Source organism: Actinosynnema sp. NPDC023587 (assembly GCF_040640215.1).
Taxonomy (GTDB): domain Bacteria; phylum Actinomycetota; class Actinomycetes; order Mycobacteriales; family Pseudonocardiaceae; genus Actinosynnema.
This window is the reverse complement of sequence record NZ_JBFABG010000013.1, coordinates 144885-159576: the sequence shown is the minus strand read 5'-3', so window position 1 is coordinate 159576 and position 14692 is coordinate 144885. Positions and strand designations below refer to the sequence as shown.

Here is a 14692-nt window from a genome sequence, read left to right as displayed (position 1 = left end):
GCCTGCGGCCGGGTTGGGGCGCGCGGCGGTGTTGGGAGCCGGCGAGCGCTGGGCGTCGGCCGGGTCCGGGTGGGCCGCGCTGCCCGGACCGTCGGGGACCACCCCGCGCCACGCGCCCGTCTCGCCGTCGAGGTCCTCGATGAACTCCTTGAACCGCTTCAGGTCACCCTCGATCCGGTGCCCCACGACGCCCAGGGCCGTGCCGGCCACCTCCAGCGCCGTCTCCGGGTCGTACTCCAGGTGGAGGTGGACCCGGGTGGACGCGTCGGCCAGGCGGTGGAAGGTCACCACGCCGCTCTGCCGGGGGCCGTCGACGCTCTGCCACGCGATGCGCTCGTCGGGGGTCTGCTCGGTGATCTCCGCGTCGAACTCCCGGGTGGCCCCGCCGATGCGCGTCACCCAGTGGGTGCGGGTGGCGGTGAGCTGGTTGATCTTCTCGACGCCTTCCATGAAGGCCGGGAAGGACTCGAACTGGGTCCACTGGTTGTAGGCGGTGGTGACCGGGACGCGGATGTCCACGGACTTCTCGATCGTCGTCGTCAAGCGGAACCCCTCCTGTTGTCGTGGTCGGGATGTCGATCCCGCCGGAGGGGTGCCCGCACCGGGCCGGTTCCACACCTGGTTTCTCCTCCGACGAGGACCCCGGTCCCAGCGGGGCGTCGAGTCCGGAAAGGACGGTCGACGCGCGGTTCCGGCGGTGGGCGTCCGCCGCGACCACCGGTGAGCCCCCGGTCGCCGGGCGTGGCGTCGTCTGATCGGCGAGCGCGCGGACCCGTTTCGCGAAAGCGTCGGCCGGTCCACTTCGGAATTCATCTGCGGGTTTTCGTCCGGTGAAGAATGTATGCACGGTGGCGGTGCCGCCCCGTTCGCACGGCATGGCGGTACTGCGGCACGACGGTCGTCACTATCCGTGCTCCGATATTCGTTTTCGCACCGCGAACAGCACGTTCGCGCGAATTCACCGCTCTGGCAGGGCATCTCGGCCCCTTCACTCAGCGACACCGCGCTCTAGGCCATTAGCGTGGCCCCGGAGGTGCGGAGCTGGTCGGCTTGCTGGCCCCGATCAACGGCCCGTGCTCCACAGGCGACGGGAAGAAGCGCAGGTCAAGAGGATTATTCGCGTTTATTCTTGGTGATTATGGAATAATTTCAGGGTGAGGGAGAGTTCGCGATGTGGTTGTCCGCTGGGCCTGAAACTTACTCTGGGTCGATCGCTCCCACTTTCAGGCGAAAATTCATCGCCCGGGTGGGGCTGCTGGCGTTGGTGCTCACGATGGGCACCACGCCCGCATCCGCGACCGAGCCGCGCTGGCCGGTACGGGTCCAGGTGTTCGTGGCCAACAGCGGGAGCAATACCGTGTCCGTCTACAACACGCGGCTGGGCGAAGTGGTGGCGACCATTCCGGTCGGCGACACACCGGTGGGCGTGGGCACGGCACCGGGCGTGGGCGGGGTGTACGTGGCGAATGAGCAGTCCGACACCGTTTCGGTGATCAATCCGAGGAGCCTCGAAGTGGTGGCGACCGTGCCGGTCGGACTGCACCCGTTCGACGTCGCGGTGACCCCGACCTACGCCTACGTGACCAACTACGGCTCGGGCACCGTCACCGTGATCGACGTCCAGACGAACCAGCCGCTCCAGGCCATAGAGGTGGGCCGGTTCCCCCACGGTGCGGTGGCGAGCCCGGACGGCAGCCGCGTCTACGTCGCCAACAACGGCGGCCAGAGCGTGACCGTCATCGACGCCAACGCCAACAGCACCATCGCCACCATCCCCGTAGGACTCTTCCCCGCCGGTATCGCGCTCAACGCCGAGGGCGACCGCCTCTACGTGGCGAACACGGGCTCGGACGACGTCACCGTGATCGACACCCTGGGCAACCGGCCCATCCGGACGACCAAGGTGGGCAACGCGCCGATCGGCGTGGCGGTCACCCCGGGCGGTCGGGTGCACGTGGCCAACTCGGGTTCGAACACGGTCACGGTCCTGGAACGGTCCGGTGCCGCGATCGGCCCGGCGCTCCCGGTGGCGGAAACCCCCGAGGGGGCCGCCGCGAGCCCGGACGACAGCTTCGTCTACGTCACCAACTCCGGGGCTGACCTGATGTCGGTCATCAGCGCGGGCGCGCCCGCGCTGGTCGCGACGGTGCCCGTGGGCGACGACCCGGAGGGCGTCGCCGTCACCTCCTGACCGCCCCCGGCTCGGTATCGGACAGGTCGGCGGACCGGCGCGACCAGTGCCCCGTGTAGACGGTGTCCGAGGACGGGGAGACGGGTACCCCTCGCCCGAACGAAACTCCACGGGAACTCCACGGGAGGCGACATGAAGGCTGTGACCTGGCACGGGCGGCGCGATGTCCGGGTGGACACCGTGCCCGACCCGATCCTCGAAGAACCGACGGACGTGATCGTGCGCGTCACGTCGACCGGGGTGTGCGGTTCGGACCTGCACCTGTACGAGGTGATGGGGCCGTTCCTGGACGAGGGGGACATCCTCGGGCACGAGCCGATGGGCATCGTCGAGGAGGTCGGCTCGGAGGTCACCGCGCTCAAGCCGGGCGACCGGGTGGTGGTGCCGTTCAACGTCTCGTGCGGCGCGTGCTTCATGTGCGACCGGGGACTGCAATCGCAGTGCGAGACGACGCAGGTGCGCGAGCAGGGCTCGGGCGCGGCGCTGTTCGGCTACACCAAGCTGTACGGGCAGGTCCCGGGTGGACAGGCGGAGTACCTGCGGGTGCCCTTCGGCAACACGCTGCCGATCAAGGTGCCGCAGGGGCCGCCGGACGACCGCTTCGTCTACCTGTCCGACGTGCTGCCGACGGCGTGGCAGGCGGTCGAGTACGCCGACGTGCGGGAGGGTTCCAGCGTCGTCGTGCTGGGCCTGGGGCCGATCGGTGACATGTCGGCGCGGGTCGCCCTGCACCGGGGCGCGGGCCTGGTCATCGGGGTCGACTTCGTGCCGGAGCGGATGGCGCGGGCCAGGGCGCGCGGGGTGGCGGTGCTGGACCTGCGGGAGAGCCACCTGGTGGAGCAGATCCGCGACCTGACCGGCGGACGCGGACCGGACGCCGTGATCGACGCGGTGGGCATGGAGGCGCACGGCGCGCCGGTCGCGAAGCTGGCGCACCAGGCCGTGGGCCTGCTGCCGGACGCCATCGCGGCGCGGTTCATGAAGACGGCGGGCGTGGACCGGCTGCACGCGGTGCGATCGGCGATCGAGATCGTGCGTCGTGGCGGCACCATCTCACTGTCCGGTGTGTACGGCGGCATGGCCGATCCGCTGCCGATGCTGAGGATGTTCGACAAGCAGATCCAGTTCCGCATGGGACAGGCGAACGTGCTGCGGTGGGTGCCGGAGATCCTGCCGCTGCTGACCGACGACGACCCGTTGGGCACCGACGACTTCGCCACGCACCACCTGCCGCTCGCGCAGGCACCGCACGCCTACGAGATCTTCCAGCAGAAGCGGGACAACGCGGTGAAGGTGCTCCTGACACCGTGAGCCGGCACCGGACTCCTCGACGGGCGGTGGTCACCTCCGGTTGAGGCGGGCCACTGCGGCGGTGAGCAGTTCACCCGGCCGGGGAATGCGGGACGCGAGCACGGTGAACGGGCTGCGGCCGATGACCCGGCCAGGGTAGGAACCCGAGACGCGGCCCGGTCCCTCCACCGTCCTGTCGAGGTTGTCCACGCCGTTGTCCGGACCGCTCTTGCGCGAGACGTAGGCGGCCAGCCCGCGCACCGACAGCAAGGCGTCGGTCATCGCGGGGAACAGGCGCTGTCCCAGGAAGAACGCGGCCGTCGAGCCACCGACCGGCACCTCCCGCCGGGGGTGCTCGGCGGCCGTCACCACGGCGTCCGCGACGAGTTCGGGCGCGTACACCGGCGGCAGGGGTCGGGGCAGCTCGCCGAGGTGGGTGCGGGAGTGCTCGAAGAACGGGGTGTCGATCGCGGCGGGCATGATCGTGGTCACCTTGATCGGGTCACCGGACTGGGCCAGCTCGACCCGCAGGCTGTCGTAGAGCGCGCGCAGCGCGAACTTGCTCGCCGCGTAAGGGGCCTGCCACGGCACGGACCGCACGCCTTCGATGGAGGCGATGCCGATGATCGCCCCGCCGCCCGCTCGGCGCAACGCGGGCAGGACGGCCTGCACGGCGTGGACGTGACCCAGGAAGTTCACCCGCATGACCCGGTCGAACTCCGCCGCCGGTACGTCCTCGACCCGGCCGACGACGCCCACACCCGCTGCGGTGACCCACGTGTCGATCCGCCCGAACCGCTCCTCGGCCGCGCGGACCAGTGCCCGGACGGCGGTCTCGTCGGCGATGTCCGTCGGCACGGCGACGGCGCGGTCCCCGATCTCGGCCACCACGGCGTCCAACGCCTGGGCGTTCCGCGCCGCGCACACCACCCGCGCTCCGCGTGCGGCGAACCGGAGGGCGGTGACCCGGCCGATGCCCGACGACGCACCGACCACGACGACGACCTGCTCCGACAACGGTTTCGGCATCGATCCTCTTCCCCTCCACGACGCGCCAGGACCGGACCCGGGCTGCGGGGCGGGGTGACGCGACCGTGGTCCTCACCCGCCCCAGTCCCGAATCCGGTCCTGGCGGCCATCTTCCGGTTGTTCGGCTACGCGCGCGTGAGCCTGGCCCACACGCGGTGCTCGCCCATCAGGGCCAGCAGTTGCTCCACGACCTCGCTCGGCTCGCCGGTCACCACGCCGGGCCCCGTGCCGACCACCGCCGTACCGGCACCCCACGCGCCGATCGCCTTGGCGTGCCGGTAGGTCTCGGCGACCAGCAGGTCGACGCGCGGGTCGACCGGTGACGCGCCCGCACCCGCCTTCTCGTCCCGCACGGGCAGGGCGTCGGGGGCCGGCGGGGGAGCGGCGGCCACCAGCAGCGCGTCGAACTCGACCGAGCGCGCGGTCAGGAACGTCCGCTGGGCCACGAGACCGTGGGCGAGGTCACCGCCCCGGCTCGCGATGATCAGCGGCACGATGCCGGCCGCCTGGAGGGCGAGCTTGGCCGTGCGCACGCCGTCGAGCCCGTCCTCGTCGTCCGCGTCAACGACGATGCCCACCAGTCGTCCGGCCAGCGGCCAGGTCTGCCCGAGCTGGGACAGCGCCGGGCTCGGCTCGACGTCCGGCAGCTCCTGGACCTCGGGCACGGGCAGCCCCAGTCCGGCGGCGACCTCGGCGCACAGGCGTTCGTCGACCCGCGCGAGCACGAGGAGCTCGCGCTCCTTGATCGCCTGCTCGTAGCACTTGCCCAGCTCGAAGGTGAACGCCCGGATCACGTGTTCCTGCTCCACCGGGCTCAGGCTGCGGAAGAACAGCCGGGGCTGGGTGAAGTGGTCGTCGAACGACGCCGCCGCCCGCCGGACCTTGGCGGACTCCGCGACCCGTTGCGGCACCTCGACGAACGCCTTGTCGGCGGCACCGGCGTGGAACGGGCAGCCGCCGTCGAGGGAGTTCGGCTTGTACGGCGCGACACCACCGTGCACCGCGTGCTGGTGGAACCCGTCGCGCAGCATGTCGTTGACCGGCGCGTGGGGCCGGTTGATCGGGATCTGGTGGAAGTTCGGGCCCCCCAGGCGGGTGAGCTGCGTGTCGAGGTAGGAGAACAGGCGGGCGTGCAGCAGCGGGTCGTCGGTCACGTCGATGCCCGGCACCAGGTGCCCGGTGTGGAACGCGACCTGCTCGACCTCGGCGAAGTAGTTGGTGGGGTTGCGGTTGAGCGTCATCATCCCGATCGGCTGCACGGGGGCGAGCTCCTCGGGCACGATCTTGGTCGAGTCGAGCAGGTCGATGCCCTCGAACGTCTGCTCGGGCGTGTCCGGGAACACCTGGATGCCCAGCTCCCACTGCGGGAACGCGCCGGACTCGATCGCGTCGAACAGGTCGCGGCGGTGGAAGTCCGGGTCGACGCCGTTGATGAGCTGCGCTTCCTCCCACAGCAGGGAGTGCACGCCGAGCTGCGGCTTCCAGTGGAACTTCACCAGCGACGTCTCGCCCGCTTCGTTGACCAGCCGGAACGTGTGGACGCCGAAGCCCTCCATGGTCCGGTAGGAGCGCGGCACGCCCCGGTCGGACATGTGCCACAGCACGTGGTGCGTGGCCTCGGTGTGCAGGGAGACGAAGTCCCAGAACGTGTCGTGCGCGCTCTGCGCCTGCGGGATCTCGCGGTCCGGGTGCGGCTTCGCGGCGTGGATGATGTCCGGGAACTTGATGCCGTCCTGGATGAAGAAGACCGGGATGTTGTTGCCCACCAGGTCGAACGTGCCCTCGTCGGTGTAGAACTTCGTGGCGAACCCACGGGTGTCCCGCACCGTGTCCGCCGAGCCGCGCGACCCCACGACCGTGGAGAACCGGACGAAGACCGGCGTGGTCTTGCCCTCGGCGAGGAACCCGGCCTTGCACACGCTCTCCGCCGAGCCGTAGCCCACGAACACCCCGTGCACGCCCGCGCCGCGCGCGTGCACCACCCGCTCCGGGATGCGCTCGTGGTCGAAGTGCATGATCTTCTCGCGCAGGTGGTGGTCCTGCAACAAGGTCGGACCGCGCTCGCCCGCCTTGAGCGAGTGGTCGGTGTCGTACAGCCGCACCCCCTGCGCGGTGGTGAGGAACGCACCCTGCTGGCTGTTGGCCACCTTGGGAGCGCCGGTCGGCGCTCCGGTCGGGCTCACCGTCTCGGGCGCGTCCTGGTCGGGCTTCGGAGGGAGGGGCTCCCGCGGCTCGGTCGGCTCGGTGACGCTGGGCGGCTCACTCGACGGGGCCCCGGGCACGTCCGGGGTCACCAGGTCGGTCACCTTCTCGACAGCCTTCTCCAAAGCGTTCTTCACGATCTTTGCGGGTTTCTTCGATTCCACTAGGTCTCCTCGGGTCACCTGTCTGTCGGCTACCCGGCAAACGGCCGTCTACACCGGTCTTCACTCTTCATCTGGATGGTGTTGGGAACACCGTCCGTGACGGCGCTGGACACGCCCACGCGTGACAGGACCACCCCTCCGGTCGGCCGTCCCGCGCTCGGTGGATCACGGTGGCCGGCCTGTCACCGACAGTGCCCGCCCGGCAGGGCCGTCGTTCCGCTGCGAGCGGAACCGCTGCGGACGGCCGGGTGGCCGGTGGCAGGATGACCCGCATGGCAGAGATCCTCCCCTTCTCCCGGGGCCGCGCGGCCGAGCCCGAGCCGCTGTGGCGCGAGGTGCTCGGCCGCAGCCTGCGCGCCGCCCGGGAGGAGCGGGGCGGCCGGCTGGTCGACGTCGCCGAGCGGGCCGGGATCTCGCCGCAGTACCTGTCCGAGATCGAGCGCGGGCGCAAGGAGCCGTCGAGCGAGATGATCGCGGCGGTCGCCGGCGCGCTCGGCGTCGACCTGCTCGGCCTGCTCGTCGGCATCGCCGGTGACCTCGGGCAGCGTCCGGGCACGGGTCCGAGGGCCGGTCGCCGACCCGGGGGACCCGTGCTCATGGCCGCCTGAGCGCGCTTTCAGGCGCGCTGGTCGAGGACGTGGTCCGCCAGCCCGTAGGTGACCGCGCCGCGCGCGTCGAACACGCGGTCGCGGTCGGTGTCGTGCCGCAGTTCCGCGACGTCGTGGCCGGTGTGCGTCGAGAGGATCTCTTCGAGCTGGGTGCGCACCCGCACCACCTCGTCGGCCCGCAGGATCAGGTCCGGGATGGTGCCCCGGCCCTGCGCGGCCGGCTGGTGGAGCACCACGCGGGTGTGGGGCAGCACGAAGCGGTACCCGGCCCGGCCGGCGGCCAGCAGCACCGCGCCGGCCGCGACCGCCTGGCCGACGCACGTCGTCGCCACCGGTGCCTTGATGAAGCGCATGGTGTCGTACAGCGCGAGCATCGCGGACGGGTCGCCGCCCTCGCAGTTGATGTAGAGGCTGATCTCGCGCTCCGGGTTGTCCGCCTCCAGGTGCAGCAACTGGGCGATCACCGCGTTGGCCACGCCGGAGTCGATCGCGGTGCCGAGGTAGACGATCCGCTCCGCGAGCAGGTGCGAGTAGACGTCCATGATCCGCTCGCCGCCCACGCCGCGCGTGATGACGTTGGGGATGGTGTAGGTGCTCATGCGCGTGCTCCCGCCCGTTGGCCGAGCCCCAGTTCGTGCCGGCGCACGGGCACCACTTGGTCCAGGTCCTCGACGACGTGGTCGATGAACCCGTAGGCCAGTGCCTGCTCGGTGGTGAACCAGCGGTCGTGCAGGGAATCGGTGAAGATCCGGTCGACGGGTTGGCCGGTGTCCCGCGCGGTGAGCGCGAGCACCGTGTCCCGGGTGTGCCGCAGGTCGTCGGCCTGCACCTCCACCTCGACCGCGGAGCCGCCGATCCCCGCCGATCCCTGGTGCATCAGGATGCGGGCGTGGGGGAGGGCGAAGCGCTTGCCCGGCGTGCCGGCGGACAGCAGGAACTGCCCCGCGCTGCACGCCAGCCCGAGGGCGAGCGTCGCCACGTCGCACGGCACGAGGCGCATCACGTCGCGGATGGCCAGCATGGACGGGACCGAGCCGCCCGGGGAGTGGATCCACAGCGCGATGTCCTTGGTCGGGTCCTCGCCGGCGAGGGACAGCATCTGGGTGGCGAGCACCGTCCCGTTGTCGTCGTCGAGCACGCCGTCGAGGACCAGCACCCGCTGGCCGAGGAATCGCTCGCGGAGCCGGTGGTCGAACAGCGGTGGCCTCTCGTGGTTCGTCATGCCCCGACCATGCCGCCCCCGCGCCGCCGTTCGCCGCCGGCTCCGCTGTGAGCAGATCAGCCCACGGCGGACGTGAGCAGATCAGCCCGCGGCGGACGTGGCCGGTCCACTGTGGACAGAACCGCCGCGTCCGGTCGGCGTGCTCCGGTCCCGCGCGGCGGCCCGTTGCCCGCCGCTGAACCGGTCCGGCACAGTGGAGTCATGACGACTGCCAGGAACGCCCGCCACCGGCGGCTCTCGGCCTACCTGGCTTCCCGCGGTGACATCGAGCTCGCCGCCCTCGTGGACGCGGGCCGGGCCCAGGGCACGGGGGTGGGCGGCGGCTCGGCGGTGCTGGACGTCGACGGCGTGCCGGTGTTCGTCAAGCGCATCCCGCTGACCGAGGTGGAACTGGCCCACCCGGGCTCCACCGCGAACCTGTTCGACCTGCCGGTGTCCTGCCAGTACGGCATCGTCAGCCCGGGGTTCACCGCGTGGCGCGAACTGGCCGCGAACCAGCTCGTCACGGACGCCGTCCTGGCCGGCGAGACGCGGTCGTTCCCGCTGCTCCACCACTGGCGGGTGCTGCCCGGCCGTGCGCCGGTCGCGGCCGAGCACGCCGACGTCGACGCGGTCACCGCCGCCCTGGGCGGCTCCCCGGCCGTGCGCGCGCGCCTCGAAGCCCTGGTGGCCGCGTCGTCCAGCCTCGTGCTGTTCAGCGAGTACGTCCCGCTCGCGCTGGCGGACTGGCTGCGCGAGGACCCCGTGGGCAAGGCCGCCTCGGTCGAGCGGCAGTTCGCGCTGATCACGACGTTCCTGCGCGGTCGCGAGCTGCTGCACATGGACGGGCACTTCGGCAACCTGCGCACCGACGGGGACCGCGTCCACCTGACCGATTTCGGGCTGGCGACCTCACCGCGCTTCGACCTGTCGGACGCCGAACGCGACTTCGCCGAGCGCCACGCCACGCACGACGCCGCCTACGCCGCCATGCGCCTGGTGAACTGGCTGGTGACCGACGTCTGCGGGGTGGCCGTGCCGGTCGACGGCGGTCCGGTCGCCCGCAACGAGTTCGTGCTCCGGTGCGCCGCCGGCCACCTCCCGGACGGCGTGCCACCGGTCGTCGCCGCGATCCTGACCCGGCACGCACCCGCCGCCGCGACGATGAACGCCTTCTACTGGCGGCTGTTCGACGGCGAGGTCGACGCCGAGTACCCCGAGGCGGCCCTGGGACCCGGGACGACGCGGTGGCTCAGTCGCCCGGTCGGTCCGTAGCGGCGTCCCCGCGCGAGGTCAGGTCGCGCAGCATCTCGTCGCCGGCGTCCACGTAGGCGGTGAAGAAGTCGGCGACCCCGGTGAGCCGGGACTTGGCGCGGTCGCCGTCGGCCAGTCGGGTGCCGCTGCGGAGCACGCGGACGAAGGCGCGGGTCCGCGCGTGGCTCGCCGCCAGGAGTTGGTCGAACCCGCCCGCCGCTTCGACCAGCAGGCGGCGGCTGCCCGATTGCGGGATGGTGCGCGCCAAACCCCACGCGACCAGTTCGCGGACCGCCGTGCTCACCGCGCCCTTGCTGAGACCGAGCGCGTCGCCGAGGGCGTCGAGGGACGCCGGGTCCGCGTCGAGCAGCAGTTGCCCGTACACCCGGCCGGTCGCGCGCGGCAGGTGCCACGACGCGAGGAGGTCGCCCAGCGCCGCGACGAACGCGGCCCGGTCGTCGTCCGCGCTCACGTCGCGGTCTCCCACCGGGTGACGAGCTCGCCGATCACGGCGGCTGTCGCGGTCCCGGCGTCCAGCGTCACGTTGTGCCCCGCGTCGGGGATGACGTGCTCGGCCACCCCTTCGGCGACGGCCCAGCGGGGCATGGCCGCGGCGATGTTGCCGGTGCGGTCGCGCTCGCCGCGGATGAGCCCCAGCGGCACCGGCGTGCGGTAGGTCCGGTCCGGGTCCACCAATGACGCGGTCGCCCGCCACACGTCCAGGAAGACCCGTTTCGGCATGCGCGCGAAAGTGGCCTCCGACTCCGCGATGCCCTCCGGCGTCACGGCCGAGGCGCGGGCCAGGAGCCCCGGCAGCCGGGAGGCCGGCACGAGTGCCAACGACGGTGCGGCGAGTGCGAGCAGGGACCGTTCGACCGCGCTGAGCGGCCCGGCGTTCCACGTCGCGTCCACGACCACGAGCCCGTGCACCCGATCGGGCAGGCGGCGCACGAGCGCCTGCGCGAGGTTGCCGCCCAGTGAGTGCCCGACCAGCACCGGGCGTTCCAGGCCCAGGTGGTCGAGCAGCGACACGAGGTCGTCCAGCGCGGCTGCGGCGGTGAACCGGGTGCCCGCCGCGAGGGTGGACTCGCCGTGGCCGCGCAGGTCCCAGCCGACCACCCGGTGCCCGGCGGCGTGCAGGGCGCGGGCCGGCACGTCGAACATCCGGTGGTCCATCCCCGCGCCGTGCGTGAACACGACCGGGCGCAGGCTGCCCGCGAGGTCGCGGTACCGCAGCTCGGCGTCCTCGCGACGGAGCACCGCAGTCAGGTTCACCATATTCTGAATATAGCGAATACCTGTCACGGCCCGCACGGGCGCGTCCTCTCCGCGACCGGTCGGAGCCGCTGCCGGCGCGACTCCTCCGAGCGACCGCGCTACCGCTCGACCAGGTGCACCGGGACGCCGAAGCCGGTCCCGGCAGCCAGCAGTCGTCGCACCGCCTCGCGCTCGTCCGACGACCCGTAGTCGACCTGGATCAGCGCGCGGTTCGGGTCGTCGCACGGGGTGCCGACGTTCACCGCCACCTCACCGCCCACGCCCTTGATCTCGTCGGCCAGCCTCTGGTTCCCGGCCAGCCCGGCGGACGCCTCGGCCGGGCTGGGGAGCTGCTCGCACGGCGGGTGGGCATCGGTGGAGGACGACCCGAAGCCGTACGCGGCGGCGGCGACACCCCCGCCCACGACGAGTACCGCGACCACGCCGATGACGATCTTCGACACCGTTCTCACCGCGAACCACCCCTTTGCCCGGAAACGGGAAGCGACCTCCGGCGGATCACGCCGTGACCGCCCGTGCACTGCCGATCTCGTACCGCGTCCCGCACGCCTCGATCATCTCGGCGTCGTGCGTCGACACGATCACCGTGCAGCCGCCGGCGGCGAAGTCCGCGAACAGGTCGATCACCTTGCGGCGGTTCGGCGCGTCGAGCGACGCGGTCGGCTCGTCGACGAACACCACCGCGGCCTGCTTGTAGATGGCGCGGGACAGCGCGAGCCGCTGCTTCTCCCCGCCGCTGAGGTGACCGGCCACCTCCTCCTGGCGACCACCCAGGCCGGTCTGCTCCAGCACGCGCGCCAACCGGTCCAGGTCCCCGGTGGCCCGCTTGCGGAACAGGCCCGAGCTCATCGTGACGTTGAACGCCACGGACTCCTCGTCCATGATCCCGTAGTCCTGGAGCACGAACGCCGCGTGGTCGCGCCAGAACCGCCGTCGCGCGGCGGCACCGTACGCCGTGACGTCGTCGTCGCCGACCAAGATCCTTCCCCGGTCCACCGGGAGCAGCAGCCCCAGGCAGTGCAGCAGGGTCGTCTTGCCCGACCCGCTCGGACCGACCAGGGCCGTCATCGTCCCCGGCTCGCAGCGCAGGGTCTCGCCGTCGAGCACGGTCCGACCGCCGATGGCCACGCCGACGTCCTCGGCTCGCACCAACATCCGCGCAGACTCCGATCAGATCCGCCGCCGACCCACGCCGGCGAAGCACCAGCGGGCGGCGAGCACGTGGCACAGCGGGACGATCAGCAGCCCGACGGCGGCGACCACGAGCACCGCCACCACCCCCTCGGGCCGCTGGAAGAGCAGGGCGAGGCCGGTGAGGCCGATCCCGACGAGGACCTCCCGGGCGACGCGGACCCGCAGGACGTGGGCCCACGACCGACCGGCGAGCCGCAACGGGAAATCGCGCTTGGCGTGCAGCAGGGCGGTGATCAGCGCACTGATCGCGGCGGCCACGGCGAAGGCGACCAAGAGCGCGGCCAACGCCAGGTTGAGCAGCCACGTGACGTAGGCGGTGAACTGCGCCAGCAGGATGCCGTCCTCGGCGATGTAGACCACGTGCAGCTTCCCGGTGAACCCGCGGGCCCGCAGCGAGTCGACGCCCAGACCGTTGCGCTGCAACAACTCCTGCGTCGCCCCGATCTCGCTGAACACGATGTTGCGCGTCGACGCCAGCGAGGTCAGGTTGCTGTCGTCGATCACGCTGTACGCGGAGGGCAGCACCGCGACGAGGACGTCGTGGAGGAACACCAGTTGTCCGCCCCCACCACCCATGGCGACGGGGAGCCGGTAGTCCTGGACGGGCCGGAAGAACCGCATCCCCGCGAGCACCTCCGCACCCGGCCGGCCGTCCCGGGACCACAGCTCCAGCGTGGGTGCCAGGTTCTCGGCGTTCGCCAGCGCCTCGGATCGCGGCACCGGTTCGAGCGCGGGCCGGGGAGCGCCCTTCGTGACCAGGTCGAGCCAGCGCTGGTTCACCAGCGCGACACCGGAGTAGTCGGTCGACCCGGCGGGCCGGGTCCGCTCGGCGAAGGTGAAGGACAGCGCGGCGGTGCCGCGCGATTCCGCGTCCCGCACCGCCTTGCCGAAATCGGGCTCGACCGCGAGCATCTCCTGCTCGCCGAGGCCGAACTGGACGCCGACCTGATCGGAGAGCTGCCGCCACATCGCGGTGTCGGCGGCGGTGGCCGCCGCCTGCCGGTAGGCCGTCCATGCGGGACCGGCCGACGACACGACCAGCAGGAACGTCAACGCCTGCACGATGACGGCGGCGGTCCGCAGGCTGCGCACGGCCGGCTGCCGCAGGGCGAGCACGGTGACCGTGGGCCACGCGGTGGCCGACATGGCGAGCGCCGCCAGCAGCGCGGCCCCGGTCACCGCGAGTTGCAGGCCGAGCAGCACGGTGACGAACGTCCCGACGTAGACCCAGTCGTAGGCCAGGCCCACGTACACCGTCGACGCGGCGAGGACCACCAGGCCCGAGGCGGCCAGCGCCCCCGCGAACCCGCTGAGGTCCTGCACCAGGATGCGCCACACCGGACAGCCGCCGAGGACCCGCAGCGCCCGGCCCCGGGCCTTCATCGACAGCCAGAACAACGCCAGGGCGACGATCATCGCGAAGGCGGCGAGCACCGCCGACAGGAAACTGCCCTCGTTCACCACGAAGCCGAAGGACTCGGAAATCGAAGCGGCCCGCGCGTGCACCACGACGCCCTCGCCCGACAACGCCGCGATGAACTCGTCGAGCCGGGAAACGTCCCCGGTCAGCAGGTAGGAGCCGTCCGCGTAGGAATTCGCCAGGCGTTCCCGGTCGACCACTTGCCCCGTGCCGCCGCCGAACCAGCCGAATTCGGTGGGCGGCACGTCCTCGGCGAAACTCACGAAGACCTTGCGATCCGCCTCGCCGGCACCGGCGAGGTCCGGCGCGATCTTGACCAGGCCGAGTCCCAGTCCGGTGTCCAGTTGCGCCAACCGGTCGAATGCCTGCTCGTCGTCCAGCGCCGACGACCCGAAATCCAACCCCACCCGGCCGTGCGCACCGATGGCCTGCGGATACTCCCGGTCGTGCAGATCGGTGACGATGGTCGCCACCAATGCCAACAATGCGAACAGCGCTCCCGCTACGACCGCGACGATCCGCTGGTACAACGGCTCTCCCCCGGGAGTTCCTGTCGAACTGTCGATTGACAGCGCACTCCGGCTCTGGTAAGTGCCGGCACCGGAGTCGAGGAATCAGTCATGTTAGTGATGTCGGCGCAGGGCCGCAACGGTCAGGGCCGCCGTAAGCGAAGTGCCCCGGCACCGGACGGCCACGACAAGAATGCGCGCCACCTTCCGGACGACGTTGTCGGGCCGCGCGGGGTTCGAGGGGCGAGAGATTCGCATCGCATCGGCGGGTAATCGCCCGACCTCGCTGCGGAGTCGGTTGTGGACGGTCGATCTCACCGGCCGGCGGACGGATTCCCGGTCGGGGTAACGC

The 14692-nt window shown here is 71.7% G+C and carries 13 protein-coding genes and 1 pseudogene; 4 read left to right on the top strand and 10 right to left on the bottom strand.

Annotated features, from left to right (window positions below):
• Nucleotides 1-84: 84 nt before the first annotated feature.
• A pseudogene (locus AB0G01_RS28470) lies at nt 85-543 on the bottom strand (SRPBCC family protein); the annotation flags it as partial.
• Nucleotides 544-1246: 703 nt separating this feature from the next.
• Between AB0G01_RS28470 and AB0G01_RS28465 the strand changes: the two are divergent.
• Nucleotides 1247-2191 (top strand): YncE family protein, encoded by a 945-nt coding sequence (locus AB0G01_RS28465; protein WP_360951453.1) that lies wholly within the window; start codon nt 1247-1249, stop codon nt 2189-2191.
• A 132-nt stretch (nt 2192-2323) separates the two neighbouring features.
• The gene (locus AB0G01_RS28460) at nt 2324-3502 is read left to right on the top strand and encodes a zinc-dependent alcohol dehydrogenase (protein ID WP_360951451.1); all 1179 of its coding nucleotides are present in this window, start codon (nt 2324-2326) and stop codon (nt 3500-3502) included.
• Between the two features lie 30 nt (nt 3503-3532).
• Here the strand turns inward: AB0G01_RS28460 and AB0G01_RS28455 are convergent, their stop codons facing one another.
• On the bottom strand, nt 3533-4510 hold the full coding sequence (locus tag AB0G01_RS28455) for an SDR family oxidoreductase (RefSeq protein WP_360951448.1): 978 nt from the start codon (nt 4508-4510) through the stop codon (nt 3533-3535).
• A 125-nt stretch (nt 4511-4635) separates the two neighbouring features.
• Nucleotides 4636-6876, bottom strand: a complete 2241-nt coding sequence (locus tag AB0G01_RS28450; RefSeq protein ID WP_360951445.1) for a catalase — start codon at nt 6874-6876, stop codon at nt 4636-4638.
• Nucleotides 6877-7148: 272 nt separating this feature from the next.
• Here AB0G01_RS28450 and AB0G01_RS28445 point away from each other — a divergent pair, with 272 nt between their 5' ends.
• The gene (locus AB0G01_RS28445; protein WP_360951442.1) at nt 7149-7484 is read left to right on the top strand and encodes a helix-turn-helix transcriptional regulator; all 336 of its coding nucleotides are present in this window, start codon (nt 7149-7151) and stop codon (nt 7482-7484) included.
• Nucleotides 7485-7492: 8 nt separating this feature from the next.
• Here AB0G01_RS28445 and AB0G01_RS28440 read toward each other — a convergent pair whose 3' ends face one another.
• Together AB0G01_RS28440 and AB0G01_RS28435 are read right to left on the bottom strand one after the other, a co-directional pair.
• Nucleotides 7493-8083 carry an ATP-dependent Clp protease proteolytic subunit gene (locus tag AB0G01_RS28440; RefSeq protein WP_360951439.1) on the bottom strand — a complete coding sequence of 197 codons (591 nt, stop codon included), beginning with the start codon at nt 8081-8083 and terminating at the stop codon, nt 7493-7495.
• Nucleotides 8080-8706: an ATP-dependent Clp protease proteolytic subunit gene (locus tag AB0G01_RS28435; RefSeq protein WP_360951436.1), complete on the bottom strand. Its 627-nt coding sequence runs from the start codon at nt 8704-8706 to the stop codon at nt 8080-8082. The genes AB0G01_RS28440 and AB0G01_RS28435 overlap by 4 nt, the downstream gene beginning before the upstream one ends.
• 201 nt (nt 8707-8907) lie before the next feature.
• Between AB0G01_RS28435 and AB0G01_RS28430 the strand changes: the two genes are divergently transcribed.
• On the top strand, nt 8908-9960 hold the full coding sequence (locus tag AB0G01_RS28430) for a serine/threonine protein phosphatase (RefSeq protein ID WP_360951433.1): 1053 nt from the start codon (nt 8908-8910) through the stop codon (nt 9958-9960).
• On the opposite strand, the gene AB0G01_RS28425 is transcribed toward AB0G01_RS28430, so the two are convergent.
• The 5 genes from AB0G01_RS28425 to AB0G01_RS28405 form a co-directional block, all read right to left on the bottom strand.
• On the bottom strand, nt 9938-10411 hold the full coding sequence (locus AB0G01_RS28425; protein WP_360951430.1) for a MarR family transcriptional regulator: 474 nt from the start codon (nt 10409-10411) through the stop codon (nt 9938-9940). The genes AB0G01_RS28430 and AB0G01_RS28425 overlap by 23 nt on opposite strands.
• Nucleotides 10408-11217 (bottom strand): alpha/beta hydrolase, encoded by an 810-nt coding sequence (locus AB0G01_RS28420; protein ID WP_360951427.1) that lies wholly within the window; start codon nt 11215-11217, stop codon nt 10408-10410. Before AB0G01_RS28420 ends, AB0G01_RS28425 begins: the two co-directional genes overlap by 4 nt.
• Nucleotides 11218-11315: 98 nt before the next feature.
• Nucleotides 11316-11660 carry a hypothetical protein gene (locus AB0G01_RS28415; RefSeq protein ID WP_360951424.1) on the bottom strand — a complete coding sequence of 115 codons (345 nt, stop codon included), beginning with the start codon at nt 11658-11660 and terminating at the stop codon, nt 11316-11318.
• A 55-nt stretch (nt 11661-11715) separates the two neighbouring features.
• Nucleotides 11716-12372 (bottom strand): ATP-binding cassette domain-containing protein, encoded by a 657-nt coding sequence (locus AB0G01_RS28410; protein ID WP_360951421.1) that lies wholly within the window; start codon nt 12370-12372, stop codon nt 11716-11718.
• Nucleotides 12373-12387: 15 nt separating this feature from the next.
• Entirely contained in the window at nt 12388-14361 is a 1974-nt protein-coding gene (locus AB0G01_RS28405; RefSeq protein WP_360951418.1) for a hypothetical protein, read from the bottom strand.
• Between the last annotated feature and the right edge of the window lie 331 nt (nt 14362-14692).

Excerpts from the sequence above, each read along its gene's own strand:
- AB0G01_RS28410 (WP_360951421.1), bottom strand. The coding sequence starts at position 12,372 with ATGTTGGTGCGAGCCGAGGACGTCGGCGTGGCCATCGGCGGTCGGACC.
- AB0G01_RS28440 (WP_360951439.1), bottom strand. The coding sequence starts at position 8,083 with ATGAGCACCTACACCATCCCCAACGTCATCACGCGCGGCGTGGGCGGC.
- AB0G01_RS28435 (WP_360951436.1), bottom strand. The coding sequence starts at position 8,706 with ATGACGAACCACGAGAGGCCACCGCTGTTCGACCACCGGCTCCGCGAG.
- AB0G01_RS28460 (WP_360951451.1), top strand. The coding sequence starts at position 2,324 with ATGAAGGCTGTGACCTGGCACGGGCGGCGCGATGTCCGGGTGGACACC.
- AB0G01_RS28455 (WP_360951448.1), bottom strand. The coding sequence starts at position 4,510 with ATGCCGAAACCGTTGTCGGAGCAGGTCGTCGTCGTGGTCGGTGCGTCG.
- AB0G01_RS28430 (WP_360951433.1), top strand. The coding sequence starts at position 8,908 with ATGACGACTGCCAGGAACGCCCGCCACCGGCGGCTCTCGGCCTACCTG.
- AB0G01_RS28445 (WP_360951442.1), top strand. The coding sequence starts at position 7,149 with ATGGCAGAGATCCTCCCCTTCTCCCGGGGCCGCGCGGCCGAGCCCGAG.
- AB0G01_RS28420 (WP_360951427.1), bottom strand. The coding sequence starts at position 11,217 with ATGGTGAACCTGACTGCGGTGCTCCGTCGCGAGGACGCCGAGCTGCGG.